A 24,140-nucleotide genomic window follows, 5' to 3' on the forward strand; every position below is an offset into this window, starting at 1 on the left:
TTCTCAGTTATCATCATTAAAAACTAGCACTAAATCCAACCCCATATGTCTTTGGCACCGGGTAATCAGCAATTTCTGGGTCTACCCCTGCTTTATTTGCTCTCCATAGAATTACATTTCCCGTAGGTATCCTAACTGAGACTCTTGGATTTTTAATAAAACCCCAATTCTTACCACCAAATGAATAATCAAAGTTTACTTCCTGCAACCGAATATGATCACCTTTTAACACGTTAACTTCTGACTTATAATAAAAATTCTCTTTATTTATATCTGCCGGAAAAGTCAGCGAAGGAATATTCGTAAACAACTCGTCCCCTGGCTTTTGCCAGCGTTTGTTATAATCAGCAGACTGAAGAGAACCATAATTTGTTAAATAAAAATAATTTAACACATTAGGTTTTCGAAAATAATAACCCAGTTTGAACTGTATATTCGGCGAAACGCTAAACCTGCCATAAGTAAAAGTATTTCTCAATGACCCAAAATACACTGGCACCTGGGATCCCATATATTTAATACTTGAACTAGAACTGGGTGCATTTTCAATATCAATCATATTATTTCTACCTAAATTTCCATTATCAATTCTCACTGGCTGACCATTTAAAATGCCCCTCGGGTCTCCTGTCTCCGGATCAAGTCCTCCCCAAGTATATGCAAATAACCGAGATAAGTCTGAATTTTCACTATAAACCACATCTCCTTCAACATATGTCCTTACAATATCAGGTCTATTAGTATATACTTTGGTTACTTTGACCCTATTGTAGCTGAAAAGGAATGTACTGTTCCAACTGAACTTATTTCTTTTAACATTAATAGAATTCAGTGTAAAATCTGTTCCCCAGCCATGAAGGTCAGCCGTATTGTAAATAACATTACTATAGCCTGTCGCCGGGTCGATTGGCCCCCCGGCAAGTAAATCACTGGTTCGTTTATCATAATAGTCAAAACTTCCCCAAATTCTGTTATCCTTAAACCCAAAATCAAATCCCACATTCAACATTGCAGTCCTTTCTGGACGAAGTAACCGATTAGGAACGTTTCCATCTAAGTTGACCACAATCAAGTCTTGCGAGACATCCGTGCGTTGACGGCGACTCCCATTGCTGACCATTGGGTATGAAGAAACAAGTGGATTCTGGTTACCATTATAACCAAATGTGGCTCGCAATTTCAACAATGGAATAAAACTCCATTTGTAAAAATGTTCATTGTTGATATTCCAGCCCAGCCCAAAATGATAAAATGGTGACTTCCATTTATTAGTCCCTGCACCAAACTGACTGCTAGCATCATTTCGGATACTGGCGGTAAAATTATAGCGTTTGTCATAACTATATCCCACATTGGAAAATGCACTCACTGTGCGCACCTGAGAACTGCCAAAACTTAAGCCAGACCCTGGTAAATAATCATAAGGATAATAGATGAAACCCCAAAGTGTGTGATTTAAACCAGTATTTGAGGTCGTTTGGTATTGCTGCGTACTCGAATCATAACCCCAAGTGTTATAACGGATTGCAGAAGAACGATTCTGGTTTACATCCATTCCTGCAACAGCATTAATGGCATGTTTACCCAACTCTTTATTAACATTAACCCTGGCAATATAGCTCTGATTTTCTCCATCATTATCATCAGTCACACGATATTCGCCCCAAGTTAATGCTCTTTTAAGTGTATTAGGATCAGTAAAATAATTCACCCTCTCCTGTATATAATAAGAATTTTTACCATGTAACTCTAGGCTACTGTTCATTGATTTGTTATAGCTGTAAGTAAGATTTAACGAAACCCCGGAAATTATCTCATAGCCAGCAAATGCGTTCATCGAAAGTGTCTGGTATTTTGTCTTGGAGAAATTTTCTTTTATATCCTGTAGAGGATTATATTGCATATTCAACAATTTGTTACCATAAGTCGACCCTAGAAAATCCAGAAATGAAGAACGATATTGGAATGGAATTGTTAATGGATTCCCTTGGTCATCTGCTAAACGGGTATAGATCTGATAGGTATCATTCACAGATCCTGTTAAATGTCCCGGACCATCAAATGTAGCAGAAGCTTGGTCATTAGTCCTGGTTAAAAAATAAGAAATGGATCCACCTAATGACAAATTTCTCAACAGCTTAACTGAAGTACTATAGGTCAGTGATAATCTATCATTGTCGGAATGTAAAGTATTATTCAGCGTTTTGTCATATCCCCCAGATAAATTGTAAGCCATTTTTTTTGATCCTCCATTCAACGCTAACGAATAACTCTGCTGCAGCCTATTGCGGAAAAAGTACTTAGTAAGATCCTTACGGATATCATTACTCCTCAGGGCATCTATTTGCGTATTCGCTTCCGAAGACGTAATCTTACCCATTTTTTGAGCATTCATGATCTCAAAAACAAGAGGTCTATAGAAATAATTTGTACCTAAGGAAGGATCTGCATAATAAGCATTGGGATCAGCAGGATCATACTGAGCATTGTAAGCTGTTTTTTGAAAGTCAATCACATCAGAGGTACTCATATACTTGTTATAAAATAGATCTATCTTCTCGGTAATATTAAAGTTGCTATTGAAATTAACGGTTAAAGGACGGTCATACTGTCCCTTTTTAGTGGTAATCACTATTACCCCATTTGCTGCCCTAGAACCCCAGATTGAGGCAGCAGCCGCATCCTTTAAAAGAGTAACAGTTTCCACGTCATTAGGATTGATATAATCAACTGAATAAGGGCTAGCAACTCCATCGATCACGACCAAGGGCTGGCCGGTTGGATTGGGTCTGCCATTAATTGTTGAAGGTAGGGTATTTTTCCCGCGGATGGTTAAATTGGCAAGCGGAGATTTTCTTTGTCCATAAGTCCCTTCCTGTGCAGAATTGGTATAGTTCTCGAATCCAAATTCCCTGTTATTAATATTAACACTAGTAGTAATCCCATCGAGTCTCTTTAAAAGGTTTGGGTCATTGCTGTGTTGCAATTGTTTGGCAGTAATGGTTTCAAATACACCAGTAGAACGCTCTTTGGGCACATCTTGATATCCTGTACTTACAATATTTACTTCCCCAAGTTGCTCCATTCCTGGTTGCATTCGGACGATGATCTCCTGTTTAGGATCCAACCCTAGTAAAGTGATTTCCCGATTTTGAAAACCAATAAAGGTAATTATCAACGTATTTTTATTTCGAGCATAACGCTCAAAGTATCCATTTTTATCGGAAGCCACTCCGCTTTTGGCCCCCTTAACTGATACGGTAGCTCCAATTAGAAATTTGCCTTTCTCATCTACCACGCGTCCTCTGTAAAGGCTGGAATCCTGACGGATCATTTCTGGCTCTGAACCATCGGATAAACTTATGGCAGGTTTGATGATTATACTCCGGTCTGCTATTGTGTAGATTAGCTTTTTTCCTGAAAGGCATAGGTCCATAACCTTGGTTAAAGAGGTATGCTTGAAGTTAACTGTAATTAGCTGATCTGCATTAAGATTTTGAGCTTGCCAGAACACATCATAATCTGTCTGACGCTTAATTTCTTTAAAAATCTGGTTAAGGCTAATTCTGTGCTGACGCAAAGTTATATCCTGACCGTACGCCGCAGCATTTGCCTGCAGTGTATAAGTGATAGATAATACTAACAATAGCTTCATGATCAACATCGGCTTTAACCGGTCACCTAATAATTTAACTGATTGTTTTGTAAAAATAATCATACATTTTTTGGTTTGGTGTGTTTGGAGCAGAACAACTATTAATTCTGCGTGTTGTTTATTATTAAATTTTGTTTAGTTTGTTTTGCAAAACAGCTATTTAATTCTTGCCGCGTCGCCATTGATAAAGAGTAATTCTCATTCCATCAATCTACCTCCTTTCCGATATTCTACTATTTAAAATAACAGTAGAGAAATATATCAGATCCTCCTAATTCAAATGGGCGAATAAAAATATTTTAATAGTTGCATTAGGAGGTCAATCTATTTTTCTCCACTTGTAAGTAGATGAAATAACTAATACACAAATGAACAAACTGACATTATCTCTGAAAATCTTGCTTTTAATTGGTACGCATTCGATTCAAGCCATTGGACAAACTGATAGTCTTAGTAGTAACTATAAATCACCACTTTTTGATTACACATCTTCAAAATCAACTTTTAAACTAAAAGGAGAACAACTAGAGAATAGAAATCGTTTCTTAAGGTATTATTTACTGAGTGGATATAGGGAAGGTGTTCCACAGACGATTGGGAATTATGGATTTAAAGCCATCTACGAGAATGACACTACAGCAGGAACCACAAGAGTTTACATGATAAATATGTCGGTCGAAGATTTACTGACTCATGGTCTTTACCCTCAATCAAATGTGGTTCTTGAAGTAAAAGACCCCTCAAAATATCGTTATAACCCAACTTACGGGAGTGAGTTAGAGTGGATGAGAAAAAATTTAAAATGTTTTGAAATGGTATTCCCCGCTGGAACAATTCAGGGCTTTCCTCCTGAAAAATATATTATAGAATCTTTACTGAATGTCACAACTGAAAAGCAGAAAAGAATAACAAAAATATTTGTTCTCATCCGAACTTCTAAAAAAGATAGGATTAAAGCTCCAGGAGGAGGAATTACTTCCGACTATTCACGGGGACATTTTACTAATGTAAATATAGGAGAGTTGGTAAGTGCTATGTCAAAACAAGGACCATTACCAGTAATTGACCAGACAGGTTATAAAGGACTAGTTGATATACAGCTAGAAATTAAAGACTGGAATGATATATCCGCGATTCAAAAAGCTTTAGCCCCATACGATCTCAGTTTGAGTGAAGAAATGCGTGAAATAGAAATGTTCGTTATCAAAGAAATTAACTAATGAAATCCAAAATTTATATAATATTATTATTGCTTATCATGAGCAATAAATTTAGTTTGAATGCTCAAGTCAAACATTACCAGACCATTTCAGTGGGAGATACTATTCCCGATTTTGTTATTCCAAAAATAATTAGATGGTCAAAAAAAACAGCCAAAAGTTCGGAATTTAAAGATAAATTGTTAATTATAGATTTTTGGGATACCAGTTGTGCTGCTTGCGTTGCCGCTATGCCTCATATGCAGGAATTACAAAATTATTTTGGTTCTAAAATTAGCATTATACCTGTAACAGCGGAAGAAGAAAAGCGTACGCTTGATTACCTGAAAACTAATAGATATACTAAAAACATACTTTTACCCTCTGTTGTAGAAGATAAAATTTTTCATCAACTTTTTAAACACCACGGAGTGCCGCATGAAGTATGGATATACAAAGGAAAAGTTATTGGAATTACTTCAGCAGAATATGTGGACATGCAAAATATCAGCGCTATCCTTGAAGGACGACAACCTACTTTGGGCCTTAAATATGATTTCTATCAATTTGACTCAAAAATACCTCTTTTTGAGATAGATTCTATGCAAATGGATAAAAATACACCCATTCAATATGCAGCAATAAGTGATTATAGACAAAAAGTTAGTGCTGTGTCCTGGACTGGAGGACAAGATATTATTCGCAATCAAAAGAATAAAACAATAAGGACTTACTTCCTCAATCAGCCTATTTATATATCATATTTTATGTATTTATCAAAGATATATCCATCTAATATGATGGTCACTCCTTCAATATTGGGACAACCCAACAGTGTAATATGGGAAGTGGCGGATCGCTCGATCTATAGATACAAAAATATAATGGAGCAAGGATATGCTCAAGAGTGGATAATGGAACATGCACTATGTTTTGAATCATTATATCCAGATACAGGTCAGAATGATATACAACTTTATAAAACAGCTATTAATGATCTGGACAGGTTATTGGGACTACATGTTAGGTGGGAAAAGAGAAAAGAAACTGTTTATGTAGTTAAAGATATCAATAATAATAAGTCTCCTCTACCCCCACAAACTAGCTCTATTTTAGGCACCGAAAATTCACTGAAAGAAATATCTTTCAATGAATTTAAATATAATTGGAATCAGAATGAGGATTATCCGTATTTGTTCGATGAAACACTCAGACCTGAAGATCAAAAAGGAATCATGCTGAAACTTGACAGTGCTGATTTCTTGGAAAACATCGATAAACTGCGTATCAGCTTATTACCTTATGGATTTCAGTTATTAAAAGAAGAACGTGAAGTAGATAAAATCGTATTTTCTGAAATCGGAAAGGGAACGGTTATTAAAGTAAAAGAACAAGCGGAACTCAAAAGAGAAAAATTTGCTCAAAATGGATTCAGTCATGCAACAGAACAGGAAAACAGAGAATTTCTGGAAAGAAACAAGTTGAGACCTGAAATCATAGTCCTTCCATCAGGATTGCAATATAAAATAATAAAAGCGGGTAATGGGAAAAAACCTAATTTGAATAGCAATGTAAAGATTCACTATATCAGTAGAGAAGTTAATGGCAAAATATTCGATAGTTCATATACCTTGGGGATTCCTTCTTTAGTAGAGTTAGAAAATTGTCCTGATAGTTGGAAGGAAGCTCTTCAATTAATGTCAACAGGAGCAAAGTGGATTATCTATTCACCTGCTAAAATGGCTTACGGAGACCACACAAATGGTGGAAAAATACCCCCCAACAGTCCAGCTATCTTTGAAATCGAATTACTTCAAATCTTAAACTGAAATCATGAAATCAATAATTTTCTATAAATTATCAATAATTATCTATCTATTATTTATTTATTCCACATTATCTGCGCAAATTACCGATGTAAAACAAAACTGGCAAAACCTTGATTTGAAAAAAGACGGTGTTTTTGGTATCAGCACTGAAAAAGCAAATAGCTTATTATTAAATGGAAAAAAACGAATTTCTGTAATCGTTGCTGTAATAGATGGTGGTGTAGATATTGATCATGAAGATTTAACACAAAATATTTGGAAAAACCCAAACGAAATCCCAAATAATGGCAAAGATGATGACAAAAATGGGTTTATTGATGATGTTCATGGATGGAATTTCATGGGATCAACTAAAGGAAGTTTTCATACTGACAATATCGATCTTGTAAGAGAACTACGTACAGAAAGAAAAATAAATCCAAACTCAATCAAAGCCAGAAAATTACAAGCAGATCTGAATAGTATACGAATACCAATGCAGAATATTTACTTGGAACTTCATGAAAAAAGGCAAATATTAAACACAATTGTGAATAATATAGGTAAAATTACTCCCTCATTGGATGATTTTAAACATTATCATTATAAGAATGAGCAGGAGGCTTTTACCCTGTATTGGATAGTACAAGAATTAAAAAAGGATGCTGAGTTTTTGAAAAAATTTGAGGATCGATATGGCAATTATAACTCTCAGGTAAACTACTGGACGAATTTGGATTATGATCCGCGTGGAAATAATCCTGAATATCAAAACAAAGGATATGGAAATCCTGATGTAAAAGGTACCGGACCCGATCATGGAACATTTGTAACAGGTATACTTGCCGGAGAGAGAGAAAACGGAAAGGGAATGGATGGAGTGGCCGATCAAGTTCGAGTTATGGTTTTACGCACAGTACCTGCTGGCGATTACTTGGATTTAGATATGGCTAATGCGATACGTTACGCTACGGATAATGGAGCGAAGATTATAAATATAAGTATAAATAAACCAACTTCCACCCACAGAAAGCTTGTAGATGAAGCTGTAAAATATGCGATATCAAAAGATGTCCTGATTATTCACGGTGCAGGTAATGAAGGAAAAAGGATGGATTCCTTAACCAACTTCCCTTCAAAGATTTATGAAAACGGAGGGCAGGCCACGGCCTGGTTGGAGGTAGGGGCTTCATCTTCTAAGGACGACCAGAGTTTACTTGCCTGGTTTTCTAATTATGGTAAAATGGTGGATGTATCTGCCCCAGGTGTATCCATCTATTCTACTTTTCCAAACAATAAATATGGTATACAAAGCGGAACTAGCATGTCAACCCCTGTTGTAGCAGGCTTGGCAGCAATTATACGCTCGTATTATCCATCATTAACGGCAACTCATGTCAAGGACATTATTATGAAATCAGTAGAAAGAGTAAGTCATTCTGTTCGTTTAACTAATGGAACTTCCATCCCCTTTTCTGAAGTTTGTTCATCGGGTGGGATAATCAACGCATTTAAAGCATTATCTTTGGCTGAAGAAATGAAGAGCGACTATGTATTAAAAAAATAGGGTATGTAAAATAAACTTTGTCAGGGCATTGATTCATAAGGATTGATGCTTTGTTCATTTTAATTCAAAAAACATCATTCGATCAGGAACCCAAATTAGCATGCTTCTGATCAGTTATTCCCCAATTACTTAAAGGCATAATTCATTTCTGGCTGATGTTATTATAAGCGAGGTATATGACTTTAATAGTGCCATATCAGATGTAAATGCACCTTTAGTTTTGGTTACCTTACGCCCTAATCCCTCAATTATATTGGTGGTATAAATTAGTCTACGTATATCAGAATCATAACGAAAATAGCTTGTCAATTTTAGCCAATTGTTTCTCTAGGATTTGATCACTTTTTCATACTTTTTGTCTCATTTAGCTTCCAGATCGTCCTACCGGAGTTCGGCTTGCTCAAGTGTATCAGCTGTATAGATGGGCTTAAGATGTGCCATGAATGTTTTTTGATCTTTGGAGGTTACGCATTTTTGTAATCGGTAAATAATAATGCAGCATTTTTGGTAATTAAGAGTGGTTCTTCGCCAATTTTGATGCAATCATCCCATTACTGAAAGACAAACCTTCCGTCTAAGCAATTGAAATCCGCATCTACCATACATCTCACGCTTTTTGTTTTTCAACCTGTTTACACATCCTTCGACTAACCCGTTAGTCCAGTTGTGAATGATGGCATTTTTCACGGCCAGAATGTCTTTCTTTAATCCATTACAAAAGTGATCTATTTTTTTCCTACCCATTAATTGAACTTCTTTTATCCACACATCTAATTGTTCGGGGCATCCTCCTTTCAAAATTGTCCTAAAGTCGATGTAAGCCTTACGAATGCTAGCCAGAATAGGAACTTTATCTACCATTTCATCCACAATTTCTTTTTCCTTTGAGCACTCGCCCGTCTCTTTTGAAACGCCATAACCCGGATTCGTTATAAATATCGCTAGCTTTTTTAAAGGAGGAATATAGTTGATCCAAATGCTAGGTTTTTTAATTTCTAATGGTTGAAGGCATGCCCTGTTCCATTTGTGCTGATAAGCAGGGAACTTTATTGTAAACCACCTAGTAAAAGAACGCTCACAACAATTCAAGCCGAGATCCTTAAGCGACTTAAACATGGCTGTAGGATTGATTTCCAAATTAATCATGTGGTTGACTTGGTTCATATACTTATTGTAATTTACACGTGTTTCCCTTTTGATCGATGGTAATGATGATGTCAAATATTTTTTCACCGTACGCCAGTTCATTTGCATTCTCCGGGCAATGTCAGTTAGATTGTGTCCATCTTTTTTTAACTTTACCATTAACTGAAACTTCTCTTGTCTTTCAGTCATGTATAAAGAAATACCTGGCTCACTAATTGGACCAACGACATCATCAGCATCCACACCCGCTGTGTTGGACGAAATTATCTTTACATCAGCGGAAAGATTTTTTGCAATCTGCTTCAAATGGCCGTATTCGAGTCTGATTTCTTCGTGGATAGCATCACCAAGATTCTTTACCAAGTGAAATCTATCAGCGATTTGTTTTGCTGCAGGTATTGATTTTGTAATTGCACTTGCATAAGATGTCGCTCTATCCCTAGTTACATATTTAACCTCTTGATGAGTTGAAAACCAATCTATAACATCATTTGAATCCCTGCTATTCAGAAGATCAATGGTGCGTCCAGTTTCTGCATTAACGAGGATCGATCCATAGTTCATTCCTTTTCGTTTTGCCCAATCATCTATGCCCACACACAACAGATTATCATGTACAGGCATGATCATAGACTTAATTAACCTGAGGCAAGTATTGTTACTGACGGGAACTTGCATCAGTTTAGAAAAGTAAGCGCCTTTGTTTGAAGATATCTCAATAAGGATCGACCTTAAATACCCTGTGGCTCTTTCAGTCCGTCTAGAATATGGCTTAGTAATATCATTGCAACGTTCTGAAAATATCAGCTTAAGGCATTTGAGGTTTTTACATGCGAAGCGGCGTATCTTAAGGATGATAAAAACCTTATTATCGACCATAGGAAGGTCTATTAGAGTTCTGAAATATAATGATCGTACAGTATGGCTATTCTTCAAGCACATGGGACATTGGGCATGCTTTCCGGGTCTTTGGGCAAATAGCCGAATTATCGATGTTTGTATTTCTGACCGGTATATTTCGATCTTGCAGTCAGCATAAAATAAGGCTGCAAGATTTTGGTGAAGTGTGTGAGGTAAAATCAAGGTTAAATATCTGTTATTCAGTCCTTTAATTTACAGAAAAATCAGATGTAAAACAAGAGAAAATTACGATAAACATGCTGACTTACAAGTGTTTATCTATGAATTCGAAATTCATGTCATTGCATCAAAATTGGCGAAGAACCGTCCTTATTTGCCGATTTTGCTGCACTATTACTTACCGACTATAATTTTAAGCTATTTCGAATTTGGTGGACTATAAAGGGTTTGATTTTTGCTTGAGGGAACTGTACCAATGGCAACAGAAATCCCTTTTAGGTTATCGATACAGGCAATCAGAATGTTTTTTACATCGCTTTTCTATAAATTGGTTAATACCGTGAGCCAGAAATTTGTTCCCTTGATTTATGAAACATAGATCCCTAGTAGGGTATTATAACCATGGCGGTCTATTCCAATAATATTGTAGACTGCATTAGAAATCATGCGATGGTCCTCTTTTACGTTATAGTTCATCACATCCAACCAAACAATGGTATACAAATCTTCCAATGGTCTTGATTGCCTTTTTCTTCGCCTCAGGAATAATCTTATCTGTAATGGCTGATAAAGTGGCGTGACTGATATCAGTATCGTACATATCCTTGATATGTTTGGCCGAACGCAATTGCTCTAGGGTTTTTTACTTCATTTGCTCATACTCGATCTGGTCATCTTTTTTATTGTATAAACTGCGTCTCTAAGTTAAAATTAACAATTTGACTATTTGACAAAGTCTATTTTACACCCTCAAAATAGGCGTATTCACAGTATCTACTATTTTGTTTAATCTTATTTTCAACTTTATTATTGGTTATAAATAAGGTTAAACATTCATATGACAGACTGATTATTACTGATCAATTGCCACCCATCTCCTAAACGTGGTTTCCATTTTTTATAAAAATAATGACCTCCCTTTTCTGTTAATTCATCAATTCTTTCTTCACTTTGTTTATTAAGAGTTACATTTTCGAGATGATCTACAATTGACGATGTAACCAAAGCATGCCTTAATTTTAATACACCTAATGTATTTGCATAGTCGTTATCTGCGCACCAAAACAAATAATTCTCATCCAATTTCCCAATTAAACGAAAAATATCTCTTTTGAGAAATATACACCAACCTGAGACTTCAAATCTAATACGATAGCCATATATTATTCCATTATTAAGTTCAATCCCCATCTTTGGATGATGAATAGAACAAACAGGAGACGCGCTACTAATATATCGATCCTCATAAAATGCGTTTAATATCTCTGTCGCCCAGAATGGGTGAAATACGAGGTCATTATTACATAAGCATATAAATGAAGCATAAGTTACCGAAATTCCAATATTCATATACTTATGGTAGCCGAAGGCTTGTTCAGGATAAATGGTATGACTATTCGGATATTGATAAGGCTTGATTGATTTTTCTGACTCAATTACAACAACATTAAATTTTATTTGATCTGGTGCCTCTGAAATCATTAAAGAATTAAGACAATTTAATGTGGTATTTTTCAATTCCTCATTTTGTGCATAACTCAATATTATTATATCTATTTCTGTCATTTTATCATTAATTTTTAATCAATACAATTTACTCAAAAATGTATAGCATAGAGATTTAATTTATCTTTTGATACAAATGTCCATCTCAATTTTTTGTGTCATAGGACCATTTTGGTGGTGGATAAATTAATTAATTTTATAAAGCCCAATCTGGAGGTTCCGAAAATCCAAGAACAGAGTAGGAAAGATTTTAATCTTAATAAGATGCCATGGTATAAATTTATAAATAATGAACTCGATATTATTAATCCGGACAACTATGAAATTTTAGAGACTGTGCCAGATTGTGTAGATGGTCCGTATTTATGTGCTATTTTTGCAGATGAAATTCCAGATGACCCTGAAAGAAGACCAGATATAGAAGGCACACCTGGTTTATTGATCTATATTATCAGAGCTCTTACGAGAAAAAAAGGTCAGCCATCAAATACCTTTCCTCCTGTTCCTCTTGAGGTACGAATGTCAGTAGAGCCTGCAAATGGCGTTACAAAAATAAACTAATATTAAATTCATTACTTTTATCATGCAACAACCACTTGTATCCTGTATCATGCCAACTGCAAACAGGCAACAATATGTGCCTTTGGCAGTAGATTATTTCTTAAACCAGGATTTCAGAGATGCTGAACTAGTCATTATTGATGATGGTAGAGAATCTGTTGCCCCCTTACTTCCTGTGCACAGAAGGCTTAAATACGTGTATACTTCTCCACTTGGATCAATTGGCTCAAAACGAAATATTGCTTGTGAAAAAGCTGCAGGTAAAATAATTATGCATTGGGATGACGATGATTGGTATGCTCAGGATTGGATTAGCAAACAATTGCATGCAATTGAAAAATCCCCATGGGCAGATATTTGTGGCTTAAATGAAGTTTTGTTTTTCTCTCCTATGGTAAATAGATATTGGAAATATTCCGACAAGAGTATTGATAGACCTTGGATATGTGGCGCTACAATGACGTATCGCAAAACTTTCTGGAAAAAACACCCATTCAAAGACATACAAGTGGGTGAAGACTATGATTACATCTGGAATAAAGGTGCAAAATTGTGTGCACACGATTATACAGAAGGGTTTTATGCAATATTACATGCAAGAAATACAACAATAAAACCATTTGAGGAGTCCAGACACAAAAAAAATGGAGTCCAGTGGATGGAAGTACAGTATGAAGGAAAAACTATCCACTGATAAAAAAAATACAAATTTTATTGGGACATAACTCCAATGAAAAAAGTATACGAGTACCTAACTTAGTAAAATGGTAATGATCGCAACAATCCTTTATTACTATAGGGAGAAGCCGAAAACCCTATCAAGAGTAGGCATAAATTAAAGTTTTCTGATATCTTTTGATCTATAAAGATATTGAAATATTATGGCAAGATCCTGGTTTGTATATATTCTAACTACTCCAACAGACAGACTGATATCGTCGAATTATGTTGCTATTCCAAATGATCCTAGTTGTCTAGGAACACCAAATAACGTTTGTGCAGTTTATGCAACTGTTTCGTCAACTCAGCCAGTTTTAACTACTAATCTTAATACATATTTAACTGCTGCAGGTATTTCACCATTTCAGGCTCAGCCAGCAGGGAATGTCAAAAGATATGTGTATACTAGACCTTCCTAGAATAAGATATAATAAGATACCTGCGGAAAAATTACCGCAGGTATCTTACACACACCACATAAACAACTATAATACAAATACTTACACACAAATCATAATCCTATTTCATCAAGTATCAGTAGATCTGGTTTGAGATATTTCTGGATGGTATACCGGTAAGATCCGTCTGCTCTAGATGAATAGAGTTTTTCCATCATTTCGTTTGTGCCATAAAATGGAAAGTCCAGAAATTTGGAGCCTGTGAAGAATTTTGTGTAAATGGTCAACCGTACTGAATTTAAAGGAGACATCTATTTTCAAATATAATACTAAACTGGTTAATAATCTTACCCCAATCCCTCACCGGCATTGTCCATTTTTTCTGGATGTTCATCACCGATAAATAGACGGCCTTTAGGGCAGCCTGGTCGTCAGGAAACAGTTTTTTGTTAGTTATCAACAAAAAGTCACCACCTGTTCTCATTAAAATGTTGCCACCTTACATTGAAGGTTTAACTTGTCAGGTAAAATCTAAACCTGACTCAGATGTATCAAGTGGCTATGTACTATACTGTCAAAACACTATTATCCCAAGGTAAATCTATTAGAGAGATTTCAAGGGAATTGGGGATGTGTCGGAGAACAATCTCCAAAATAAAGACTGCCTTGGACAACGGGCATGATCATCCACCAGAACAGATCAGAAGCAAGTCCTTAGATGGTTATAAAGATTTGATTAATGAATATTATGAGCAAGGGCTCACTGCCTTACTCATACACAGACGGCTTGTTCAGGAGAATGCCCTCAACATTTCTTATCCCAGTGTTGCCCGTTGGATAGAAAGACTAAAAAAACGAGAAGTATATCTTCCTTTACATAGTAAGCCTGGTGAGGAATCTCAAGTTGACTTTGGATATATGGGTACATTCCAGCGACATGGTAGGCCTGTTAAAGTTTGGGTGTTTGCCATGATTCTTTCTCATAGCCGTTATTCTTACTATCAATTGGTCACTACTCAGAAGATTGCTACTTTCATTGAGTGTCATTATAAGGCTTTTGAATATTTTGGTGGAGTAGCAAGGACCGTGAAACTGGATAATTTGAAAGCAGGTGTGATTACTCCAGATTTTTATGAGCCAGTTTTACAAGAGCAATATGCCGGTTTTCTATCCTATTATAATAGTGCTCCTATTACTTGCCGGGTACGCAGACCAGAAGATAAAGGGAAAGTTGAATCAGCCATAAAATATGTAAAAAACAACTTTCTAAAGAACTTTCGGGGATCAGACTATGATAAATTAGTCTGTGAACTTAAGGTATGAAACGAAGAAATTTGTAATAAACGCATCCATGGCACTACCAGAAAGGTGCCGGAAATTATTTTTTCAAGTATTGAAAAACAAGCGTTGTCGCCATTGCCGCTAAAGCGCTATCAGATCATGGATATTTCCACACGTAAAGTCAGTCGGATGGCACATATAAGTTATCGCCATAACTACTATTCGGTTCCAGCAAAGTATGCAGGCATGCAAGTCAGACTGGAAAGCAATGGAACGCTGCTAAGGATATATTCTGGCCAATCGAAGATTGCACTTCACGCTATCAGTCATGCAATGGGGCTTTACATTTCTCAGGAAGAACATAAGCCACAGGAAAAGAGGAATATTAGCAGGGAAGAGTATTACCAGCGAATGTCTGCAATCGGTCCTTATGCTATTGAAGTATTTATGCAACTACAAGAGAAGATACCTACGCACTGGCACGCCATGACTAAAGGGATACTTAATCTGAAAAAGACTTATAGCACCCAGATTATTAATAGCGCATGTAAAAGAGCATTGCAATTCAATGCTTAGGCTATCAGCACATTAAAAGAATATGTGAATCAGGACTTTACCTGCAGGATGAATTGCCTGAAAACAATCTGATCCAAAGTGGAGGTTTCGGACATGATCTCAGTGTATATGATAAACTCAAACATTATCAATTATAATAATATGGAAGCTTTAAAAACACAATTAAGATCCCTGAAGCTCTCTTCAATGGTAGATGGGCTGGAATTACGTAACAAACATGCTTTGGAAAACCAGATTAGTTACCTGGAGTTTTTAGAGCTGCTTGTGGAGGATGAAATCGTGAGACGACAAACTAATGGGTATCACACAAGATTAAGAGAGTCAAAATTACATTCTCAAAAGGTTTTGGATACTTATGACTTTTCCTTTCAACCTGAACTTGATAAAAGAATGATCCATGAGCTTGCCTCCTGCAGGTTTGTTGACCAAAAAAACAATATCATATTCATGGGTAAACCTGGTGTTGGCAAAACACATCTGGCCAATGCAATTGGGCTGGAGGCAGTAAAAAAAGGAAAGAAAGTTCTATTTGTGCATACTAACGAAATGATGGAAAAACTTTATTCATCCCGGGCCGATGGATCCTATCGATACACTATGCAGAAGTATCTTAAGCCTGATCTACTCATACTTGATGAGTTGGGCTTCAAAAAGATGCCACAATATGGAATGGACGATTTCTTTGAAATTATCAGGCAACGATATGAGACTGGATCTCTCATTGTAACTACCAATAGGAACTTTGAGGACTGGGGGACGCTTTTTGGTGATAAAGTGATGGCATCAGCAATTATCGACAGGATCGTACACCATGCCGTAATTGTTAAAGTAACCGGATCCAGTTATCGTGTTAAAAACCTTCTTGAAATACAGGAAATCTTTCAAAATGAAGAAAAACAACCTGCAAGAAGAGGTCGGCCGAGAAAAGAAGATGAACAAAATGATTCTCGAGATCAAGATGTTAACTTTGAAAATGAATGATTTATTGTAATTTTAGGTGGCAACATTTTAATGAGAATTGGTGGCAACATTCTGATGATAAGTAACAGTTTTTTAGCCTTCGTGAATTTCCTTATGCCACTGTTCAGGCTTTCAATTACATTGGTTGTATAGATGATTTTACGGATCTCCAGAGGAAAGTCGAAATAGCTGGTGAGCTCATCCCAATTATTTTCCCAGCTCAGGATGGCGTAGCCATATTTGCTTTTCCACTTGGCTGTAAAATCGTCCAGGGCTGCTCTGGCGGCATCTTTATTCACTGCAGCATAGATTACCTTTAAATCGGCAGAGAACTCCTTGCGCTCTTTCCAGACCACATATTTACAGCTATTACGAATCTGGTGTACAACACAAAGCTGGGTTATAGTTTGTGGGAACACCTCAGCAATGGCCTTGGTGAAGCCAGTCAAGTTATCTGTACATGCAATCAGGATGTCGTTTACACCACGTGCACGCAAATCTGTGAGCACGCTGAGCCAGAATGATGCACTCTCAGTTTCGTTGATCCACATGCCCAAAATCTCTTTTAACCCGTCATTCTTTAAGCCAATGACCAGATAAATGCATTTGCTTACCACCTTGCCGTTGTGGCGTACCTTGAACTGGATTCCATCCATCCAGCAGGTAAAATAAACAGGTTCCAGAGGACGGGACTGCCACTCCTTGATCATATCCAAAACCCTGCTGGTAACGGTAGAAACTGTACTTTCAGATATCTCAACACCATACATTTCACGGATCTGATCTTCGATATCACGGGTGCTCATCCCACGTGAATACATACCAATGATGCTTTGCTCGATCTGCTCGCTCATACGCTGATGCTTGGGGATCAGCCTGGGTTCGAAGCTGGCATTGCGGTCACGTGGAATTGATAATACCACATCGCCCAGAGTTTCACTCTTCACCTTTTTACTGCTAAAACCATTACGGGAGTTGCCGCTGCCGCGGCCTTCCGGAGCATGTTTCTCATATCCCAGGTGCTCATCGAGCTCTCCCTGGAGCATTTCATTGACTCCTTGTTTGAACATTTCCTGAAAGAATTCCTGAAACTGTTCCTTGGACTTAAACTGCTTGAAAAAGTCCTTTGGTAAACCTAAATTGTTCTCTTCCATATGACTGTACTTAAAGTTCTGATTTTCTTCCCTTAAATACAATACGTTTTACCCGACCTATTTATCGTTTACACAAAATTCAAGACACTACCGAAATTTGCGGTTAATTACATTCATCATCAACTGATTGAATGGGGAATCACCTTTTGACCTAAAATAATATCTGCTGCGATGCAAGCCCATCAGCTTACTTTGGCCCACTATGGTTAGTCCATCATATTCAGGGGAAATCAGCCCATGCCTTCCTATATGACTCATTTCCAAAATACTTTTTTTTAGGAAATCAACCTGGATTTGTAGTTAACCAATCTTAGAATATAATTCCTTTTCTCTAGACTTATCTTGCTCTGGTGCTTTCTCCAGAAACTCCCGCTTACAGGAAGTAATCTACGTGGGTGAACACTGTATTTGACGCAAGTTTCTGCAAAGTACTTGCCTCCCTGATCGCTTCAATAGCAACTTTCGCCTTGAAACTTGGGCCGAATTTTTTACGCTCTTTTTTCATTTTAATTCGTATTCCATCAGCTTGCAAGTAATGTATTTAGATAAAACATAGCATGTATGGCATTTCTGTTCTAGGATAACTCCACAACATATGGATGAAGATTATGACACTTTAATTATAACAAATCAAATAACTCCCAGTCTGTTAAAGTTAAAACAAACTGAGAGCCTTACATAGTACCCAATTTATTATGTAAATTAATACAATATGCAATTAATTGTCTCTTGAATGCATTTGCTAAACTGATTAATTCAAGCTAATTCTTCATCATTGAGCCCGAGTGAGAACATATTTTGGTCCCTGTGGCTGAGGCAAATAAGGGGGTACACCAGCAGCGTTCAAATAGGCTTGTAGATTAGCCGTTAACACAGGTTGAGTACCTGACACCGTCGCAAAAACAGCACAGATATTAACTGGAGTACCAGGACAAAGTGGTGTGCCAGCGATAGCAACATAATTTGAAGCAATTAGCCTATCTGTTGGAGTAGTTTTAAGATAATAAAACCAAGATCTTGCCATAATATTTCAATATCTTTATAAATCAAAAGACATCAGAAAACTTTAATTTACACCTACTCTAAATGGTTTTCGGTTTCCCCATTTCATTTTACACTTATCTTTATTCAATTTGATACTAGTTATAGTTTACTGAACAACATTAAAACTCATTGAGGTCTTGTATAAACATATTTTTTTGGAAAACCAACCGGCTGGTTTTGATAAGGAGGAGTACCTCCTCCTGTCAGATAGCCCATAAGATTTGCCGTTAAAACAGGTTGTGTAACGGAAAGTGTTGCAAATATTGCACATATATTGACAGGATTTACTGGGGAACATCCTGGAAAACTGACAAGTGCAACATAATTTGAACTAACCAACCTATCAGTTGGTGTAGTTTTAATATAAGTGAACCAATATCTGGCCATAATATTTCAATGTCTTTATATATCAAAAAACATTATAAAACTTTAATTAATACCTACTCTATAAGGTTTTCAGCTTCCCCTTTTTTATAACAGATTTTTTTGCTAAATTTTGTCACTAAATTATTAGATTATCTATAAACATACATTTTCGCTGTTCCCTTTTCCCTATTATGACATTTTACTCCATATTTTTTATTGATATAGGGTCAGAACATATTCCACAAAGAATTCAACTACCTGATCCTCAAATGTTAGCAGACCAGCAGTGTGGCCAAGTAAACTGATAAATTCGCCGTTAAAACAGGTTGGGTAGCTGCTATGGTAGCAAACACAGCACAGATGTTGACTGGATTATCAGAGCACAGAGGAGTACCAGGAATATCAACGTAATTTGAAGCAATTAATCGATCGCCTGGGGTATTTAGATAGTATTCAAATCAAGACATTGCAATAATAATTGATATCTTTATAAATCAAAAAACATCAGAAAAATTTAAATCACACCTACTCTTGAAGGTTTTCGGCATCCCCGTTTTAGCTATATTCATTTCGGTGATCAAAATTTAATTGACCAAAACCTAATATAGATCCTATAGAGATTAGTGCTAGAAGTAGTTTTATAAAGCTATATAACTAAATGACAACAGTATGAATGGAAAGATCAGTGAAGAATGTTTATTTATTTTACCCCTTATTAGTTGAGAGTTTCAATTATTATATGAAAGTTATCAGGGACCAGTATATACATATTTTTTAACTTGCCCTGACGGTTGTGGTTGAAATGGAAATATACCAGCCGCGCTAAGATAAGTGTTAAGGTTAGGCGTTAAAACTGGTTGAGTAGCGGATATTGTCGCGTATACCAAACAAATATTCTTAGGTATACCTGCACAATTAGTATGCCCACTAATAGCAATATAATTGGATGCTATTAATCTGTCAACTGGTGTAGTTTTAATATAAATAAACAAGACCTAGCCATATTATTTAGATGCCTTTTATGGATCAAAAAACATCACAAAACCTTAATTCACACCTACTCTTGAAGGTTTTCGGCTTCCCCTATGATTATTCCACCAAGTCTCTATCCTTGAATTATAAGTCATCCATTTATTCTGTTTGTAATTATAATGCTAAAATAAGACGAACCAAGAAATATTGAAATAGTAGATGACACAACATTATGAAAGCAAATAATCTGTGTCACCTGACTAATGTAAAGCCGATGTATATCCTGAAATTGTTTAGAAAACTTTTAATACAAAAGACGAATTCTCAAACTCACGACTTATGAGATCCAAAACTATTTCAAAGGATATGCATCCTCAACAAAATTGGACAGCAAATTGGATTAATTGTGCAAATGCTGATCCAAACCAATATGGCATTTACCATCTCAGAAAAAAGTTCAATCTCAGATCCACTTATAAAAACTATATAGTCCATATCTCAGCCGACAACCGTTACAAATTATTTGTTAACGGCATACCCGTTTGTTCAGGACCAATACGGAGTGATCATGAGAATTGGTGGTATGATAATTTGGATATTGCACCATATCTTTTGAAAGGTGATAATATAGTCGCCGCGCAAGTTTGGAATATGGGTCAATATGCATCAGGTACACAAATATCTATACAAACAGCATTTTTGTTGCAAGGAAGCGGAAGCAAAATACTTGATACTGATACCAGCTGGAAAATAATAAAATCTGTTGCTTATACAGCTTGTTCGATAAATAATAGAGAACGGCTTGCTGCATATATGGTAATCGACCCAGGTGATGAGGTAGATGGCAATAAGTTCCTATGGAACTGGGAGAAAATCAACTATGATGATAGTAAATGGGATAATGCTCAAATCATTTATGTTGGATCAAGTGTAGGTCATAGTGATGCAGGACAATGGAAACTTAAACCCAGAAATATACCTATTTTCAGAGAGGAAAACATACATTTTAAGGAGATTCGCAGTGCAGAGGGTATAAAAGAAAGCCAATGGTTTAATGAGAATAGTGGAAAGTTGAATCCCATTTATATTCCAGCTTTTTCGACAGTACGGATATTATTCGATCAAACCTTTCATATTGTAGCCTACCCGGAGCTGTATCTAAGCAAAGGCAAGCACGCAAAAATCCAATTGACTTATGCAGAATCATTGTTCGATGAATATGGTAATAAAAATAATCGTGATGAAGTTGACGGAAAATATCTGATAGGTAATTATGATATTTTTATTAGTGATGGAGGAGAAAACAGAATGTTCCGTCCACTTTCTATTCGAGCTTATCGTTATGTACAATTGGAGATTTGGACAAAAGATTATCCATTGATTATAAATGATCTATTTGGAGTGAGGACTGGTTACCCGATGAAATTAAATGCTGAATTTAATTCCAATGATGAGTCCATAAAGCACATCTGGAGTGTCAGCTGGCGTACTTTAATGAATTGTACGGGAGAAGGATTTTATGACACCCCTTACTATGAGCAGCTTCAATATACCGCAGATAGCAGGATTCAGGCTTTAGCCATGTTATATACTTCTGGAGATGACCGCTTGATGCGTAAATGTATAATGGACTTCTATAATTCACGCACTACCGATGGACTAACTCAAAGCCGTTATCCAAGTAAGAAATTTCAGGTAATTCCAGCATTTTCCTTATTCTGGATTTCAATGATTTATGATTATTGGATGTATAGAAAGGATGACGATTTTATACAGCAATTTCTTCCGAGAATAAATAAGATTTTGTCGTGGTTCGAGCTCCATATGGATCAACAAAAAAAAATGTTAGGTCCATTACCATATTGGAATTTTGTGGATTGGGATAATTTTAACAGCTGGGGTACAGCCCCCGGCACTGAGGAAGGAAGTTCGTCGATTATTTCTTTACACCTTGCATATACCCTCGATCAGGCAATAGAATTGTTTACAGCATTCAATGAGAGCAAGAAAGCGATGTATTATAAAAAAATGACAAGAGATCTGAAAAGAAACACCTATTTGCATTGTTTTGATGAAGAAAAGGGCTTACTTGCTGATACGCCAAAAAAAAACTCTTATAGTCAGCATGCAAACATATGGGCCATACTAAGTGATGCTGTAAAAGGTACCTCAGCACAAATACTAATATGCAATTTACTAATTGACAATTCAATTGGACGGGTTACCTATTTCTACCGATTCTATCTGAATCAGGCACTTAAAAAAGCAAAAATGGCAGATTTATATTACAGCCTTCTTACCCCTTGGCGTGAGATGCTCAAACTCGGACTCACGACCTTTGCAGAAAAGCCAGAACCTACCCGCTCCGATTGTCACGGTTGGAGCGCAAGCCCAAGCTATGATTTTCTCGCTACCATTTTAGGAATAATGCCTGGATCTCCCGGTTTTGCTACTGTAATTATTCAGCCAGCTCTTGGAGAACTCACTAAAGCAAGCGGACGTATTCCTCATCCCCAAGGATTTATAAGTGTATCTTTTAAAAGAAAAAAAGAAAATAGATTATTATCTTCAATAACCCTTCCTGAAAATCTTACCGGAACCTTGATATGGAAAGGAAAAAAAATCCAATTGACCCCAGGTAAACAGCATTACGAATGTTAAACTAGATTATTTACTTCCACAAATCTAAATCCTTTAAATGAATAAAGAATCGTTCCAGTTCATTATAGATCTTAGCGTAAAGGGTAGAACCATTACCATCAAAATGTAGCAGTGCGAATATGATATAAAATGGATATAATGAGATCGTAAAAAGAGCCATTGTTATTTCACCAACTGCAGGATATTGTGTAAATTAATGCTATTGTAAGTCTTAAAGATCACAACTAAACAAAGGGGGGAGCCGAAAACCCTTTAAAGAGTAGGTATAAAATTAAAGTTTTCCGATGTCTTTTGATGTATAAAGACATTAAAATGTTATGGCGCGATCTTGGTTCACATATAACAAAACCACCCCAACAGACCGATTGATTGGTTCTAATTATGTAGCAATTATGGGCACACCAGATTGCGCAAAACCAGACCCTGTTAATATTTGTGCAGTTTTTGCAACTGTATCAGCAACTCAACCAGTTTTAACTCCAAACCTTATAAGCTATCTAAACGCAGCCGCTGTGTATCCTCATAACGACCAACCTGTTGCAGGAGCAACAAAGTTTGTTTTAACGAGGAAGCAATGAGGTGCTTTATTTTATGGGTCTATGATAAATGGAATATTTATCTTCATTTTTAAGGTTACTAGACATATTTCCAAAATATTGAAGAGACATACTTATAATTTATGCTGACTAATCTTAATAAATTAAATAGTCAAAATTACAACTCACTTCCAAAAAAGAATAATAATTTGATCGATGTTTTCACAACTGGCTTAAAATATAATTAGTTTAATATTCAATGAAACATATAAATAAGGGGGATGCCGAAAACCCTTTCAAGAGTAGGCATCAATTTAAAGTTTTGTGATGTCTTTTGATGTATAAAGACGTTAAAATATTATGGCAAGCTCTTGGTTCACATATAACAAAAATACCCCAATAGATCGATTAGTTGGTTCTAACTACACTGCAGTTATGGGCAATCCAGATTGCCCAACACCTAACCCTGTTAATATTTGTGCAGTCTTTGCAACTATATCGGCAACTCAACCTGTTTTAACTCCAAACCTCATAAGTTACTTAAATGCAGCTTCAGTATATCCTCATCTTAATCAGCCTACTGGAGCAGCAGCAAAGTTTGTATTGACAAGGCAACAATAAACCTTTCTTCTCTAGGATTTGTAACAACTGTACTATTCACATACATACCAAATAAAAGAATAAATTTTTGATTTCCTTTTTCCAATCTCGCATAATTAAATAGGATATTAATTATGCGAAATTGGAAAAATATTCACTTAAGTATTTAGATTATTTTTGTGTTTTTTTCTCTGAGATCAGAAACTGATTGTATATCTTTTAAAAAGACACCTAATTTATATAAGAAATAATATACAAAGATGCGATGATCAAAGAGTAAATCAATTAGTAATAATGAACAAAACTTCTAATTAGAACATCAATACTTTTGAAAATAAAAAAAACGAAAA

The 24,140-nt window shown here is 36.1% G+C and carries 17 protein-coding genes and 3 pseudogenes; 10 read left to right on the forward strand and 10 right to left on the reverse strand.

Annotated elements, in window-relative coordinates:
• Positions 1 to 16 precede the first annotated feature (16 nt).
• Complete coding sequence (locus ACSBL2_RS17480) at positions 17 to 3,718, reverse strand: SusC/RagA family TonB-linked outer membrane protein (protein WP_442587840.1); 3,702 nt, start codon at positions 3,716 to 3,718, stop codon at positions 17 to 19.
• A gap of 305 nt (positions 3,719 to 4,023) precedes the next feature.
• On the opposite strand from ACSBL2_RS17480, the gene ACSBL2_RS17485 reads away from it, so the two are divergent.
• From ACSBL2_RS17485 to ACSBL2_RS17495, 3 genes are read left to right on the forward strand one after another with little or no spacing between them, the layout of a single operon-like run.
• Complete coding sequence (locus tag ACSBL2_RS17485) at positions 4,024 to 4,875, forward strand: hypothetical protein (protein WP_442587841.1); 852 nt, start codon at positions 4,024 to 4,026, stop codon at positions 4,873 to 4,875.
• A 38-nt stretch (positions 4,876 to 4,913) separates the two neighbouring features.
• Positions 4,914 to 6,683 carry an FKBP-type peptidyl-prolyl cis-trans isomerase gene (locus tag ACSBL2_RS17490; RefSeq protein WP_442587842.1) on the forward strand — a complete coding sequence of 590 codons (1,770 nt, stop codon included), beginning with the start codon at positions 4,914 to 4,916 and terminating at the stop codon, positions 6,681 to 6,683.
• Positions 6,684 to 6,687: 4 nt separating this feature from the next.
• Positions 6,688 to 8,229, forward strand: coding sequence for a S8 family serine peptidase (locus ACSBL2_RS17495; protein ID WP_442587843.1), 1,542 nt, complete (start codon positions 6,688 to 6,690; stop codon positions 8,227 to 8,229).
• Between the two features lie 54 nt (positions 8,230 to 8,283).
• Here the strand turns inward: ACSBL2_RS17495 and ACSBL2_RS17500 are convergent.
• The 4 genes and pseudogenes from ACSBL2_RS17500 to ACSBL2_RS17515 form a co-directional block, all read right to left on the reverse strand.
• Positions 8,284 to 8,727, reverse strand: a pseudogene (locus tag ACSBL2_RS17500) (transposase); the annotation flags it as partial.
• Between the two features lie 45 nt (positions 8,728 to 8,772).
• The gene (locus ACSBL2_RS17505) at positions 8,773 to 10,317 is read right to left on the reverse strand and encodes an ISL3 family transposase (protein WP_442587844.1); all 1,545 of its coding nucleotides are present in this window, start codon (positions 10,315 to 10,317) and stop codon (positions 8,773 to 8,775) included.
• Between the two features lie 329 nt (positions 10,318 to 10,646).
• A pseudogene (locus ACSBL2_RS17510) lies at positions 10,647 to 11,074 on the reverse strand (transposase); the annotation flags it as partial.
• A gap of 215 nt (positions 11,075 to 11,289) precedes the next feature.
• Entirely contained in the window at positions 11,290 to 12,021 is a 732-nt protein-coding gene (locus ACSBL2_RS17515) for a glycosyltransferase family 2 protein (RefSeq protein ID WP_442587845.1), read from the reverse strand.
• 117 nt (positions 12,022 to 12,138) lie between these two features.
• Here ACSBL2_RS17515 and ACSBL2_RS17520 point away from each other — a divergent pair, with 117 nt between their 5' ends.
• Complete coding sequence (locus ACSBL2_RS17520) at positions 12,139 to 12,522, forward strand: hypothetical protein (protein ID WP_442587846.1); 384 nt, start codon at positions 12,139 to 12,141, stop codon at positions 12,520 to 12,522.
• 22 nt (positions 12,523 to 12,544) lie between these two features.
• The gene (locus tag ACSBL2_RS17525; RefSeq protein ID WP_442587847.1) at positions 12,545 to 13,216 is read left to right on the forward strand and encodes a glycosyltransferase family 2 protein; all 672 of its coding nucleotides are present in this window, start codon (positions 12,545 to 12,547) and stop codon (positions 13,214 to 13,216) included.
• Positions 13,217 to 13,753: 537 nt separating this feature from the next.
• On the opposite strand, the gene ACSBL2_RS17530 is transcribed toward ACSBL2_RS17525, so the two are convergent.
• Entirely contained in the window at positions 13,754 to 13,951 is a 198-nt protein-coding gene (locus ACSBL2_RS17530) for an ATP-binding protein (protein ID WP_442587848.1), read from the reverse strand.
• Positions 13,939 to 14,097: pseudogene (locus tag ACSBL2_RS17535) on the reverse strand (IS256 family transposase); the annotation flags it as partial. The pseudogene ACSBL2_RS17535 and the gene ACSBL2_RS17530, both read right to left, overlap by 13 nt.
• Positions 14,098 to 14,186: 89 nt before the next feature.
• Here ACSBL2_RS17535 and istA point away from each other — a divergent pair.
• The 3 genes from istA (at position 14,187) to istB (ending at position 16,478) form a co-directional block, all read left to right on the forward strand.
• The gene (istA, locus tag ACSBL2_RS17540) at positions 14,187 to 14,963 is read left to right on the forward strand and encodes an IS21 family transposase (protein WP_442587849.1); all 777 of its coding nucleotides are present in this window, start codon (positions 14,187 to 14,189) and stop codon (positions 14,961 to 14,963) included.
• Between the two features lie 45 nt (positions 14,964 to 15,008).
• Entirely contained in the window at positions 15,009 to 15,497 is a 489-nt protein-coding gene (locus ACSBL2_RS17545) for a Mu transposase domain-containing protein (RefSeq protein WP_442587850.1), read from the forward strand.
• A 141-nt stretch (positions 15,498 to 15,638) separates the two neighbouring features.
• The gene (istB, locus tag ACSBL2_RS17550; RefSeq protein ID WP_442587851.1) at positions 15,639 to 16,478 is read left to right on the forward strand and encodes an IS21-like element helper ATPase IstB; all 840 of its coding nucleotides are present in this window, start codon (positions 15,639 to 15,641) and stop codon (positions 16,476 to 16,478) included.
• Here istB and ACSBL2_RS17555 read toward each other — a convergent pair.
• From ACSBL2_RS17555 to ACSBL2_RS17565, 3 genes are all read right to left on the reverse strand, one after another.
• Positions 16,451 to 17,611, reverse strand: a complete 1,161-nt coding sequence (locus ACSBL2_RS17555) for an IS256 family transposase (protein WP_442587852.1) — start codon at positions 17,609 to 17,611, stop codon at positions 16,451 to 16,453. The two genes, istB and ACSBL2_RS17555, sit on opposite strands and share 28 nt — an antisense overlap.
• A 373-nt stretch (positions 17,612 to 17,984) precedes the next feature.
• Entirely contained in the window at positions 17,985 to 18,116 is a 132-nt protein-coding gene (locus ACSBL2_RS17560; protein WP_442587853.1) for a hypothetical protein, read from the reverse strand.
• 665 nt (positions 18,117 to 18,781) lie between these two features.
• A complete protein-coding gene (locus ACSBL2_RS17565) occupies positions 18,782 to 19,042 on the reverse strand; it encodes a hypothetical protein (RefSeq protein WP_442587854.1) in 261 nt (86 codons plus the stop codon).
• A gap of 1,290 nt (positions 19,043 to 20,332) precedes the next feature.
• Here ACSBL2_RS17565 and ACSBL2_RS17570 point away from each other — a divergent pair.
• Positions 20,333 to 22,654, forward strand: a complete 2,322-nt coding sequence (locus tag ACSBL2_RS17570; protein ID WP_442587855.1) for an alpha-L-rhamnosidase-related protein — start codon at positions 20,333 to 20,335, stop codon at positions 22,652 to 22,654.
• Positions 22,655 to 23,550: 896 nt separating this feature from the next.
• On the forward strand, positions 23,551 to 23,811 hold the full coding sequence (locus tag ACSBL2_RS17575) for a hypothetical protein (RefSeq protein WP_442587856.1): 261 nt from the start codon (positions 23,551 to 23,553) through the stop codon (positions 23,809 to 23,811).
• Positions 23,812 to 24,140 lie beyond the last annotated feature (329 nt).

The sequence above is a fragment of the Pedobacter sp. AW31-3R genome, from assembly GCF_052180285.1.
Classification (GTDB): domain Bacteria; phylum Bacteroidota; class Bacteroidia; order Sphingobacteriales; family Sphingobacteriaceae; genus Pedobacter.